Raw genomic sequence first — 467 nt, forward strand, 5'->3', positions numbered from 1 at the left:
CGCTCAGCAGCAGCACGTCGCCGGCCTTGATGCTGTCGGCGGCCAGGAAGCTGTCGATCTGCTCGGTCACCGTGGGCGTGCTGGCATTGCCGGCCGCATCGGGCTTGGCGCTGATGCGGGCATTGCCCTGCGCGTAGCCCGTGCCGCCGGCGGACTTGGGCGTCAGCGTCTTGCCGTAGGTCGTGGCCAGCTGTTGCGACCAGATGTTCACCGAACCGTCGTTGACCGTGTAGCGCACGCCGTTGGCTTGGCCGACGTCGCCGAAACCGTCGCCGAAAGCGACGAAGCGTTCGGGCTTGAGCGACGACTCGATGGTGCTCGAACCGCACGCCACGAGCAGCGCCGCCGACGCACATGCCGCCGCCAGGACACCGCGGCGCAACCAATTAACTGCCATTGCATTCTCCAGAATTTGGATGGGTAGTTTAACGAGGCCTGGCTTGCTGCCAGGCTCTTCAGGCCGCGGC

1 pseudogene is annotated in these 467 nt (G+C 66.2%); it reads right to left on the minus strand.

Annotation, left to right across the window (positions count from 1 at the left end):
* Window positions 1-397, minus strand: a pseudogene (locus QZH66_RS18410) (hypothetical protein); the annotation flags it as partial.
* Window positions 398-467 lie beyond the last annotated feature (70 nt).

The organism is Stenotrophomonas sp. YIM B06876 (genome assembly GCF_030711595.1).
Classification (GTDB): domain Bacteria; phylum Pseudomonadota; class Gammaproteobacteria; order Xanthomonadales; family Xanthomonadaceae; genus Stenotrophomonas.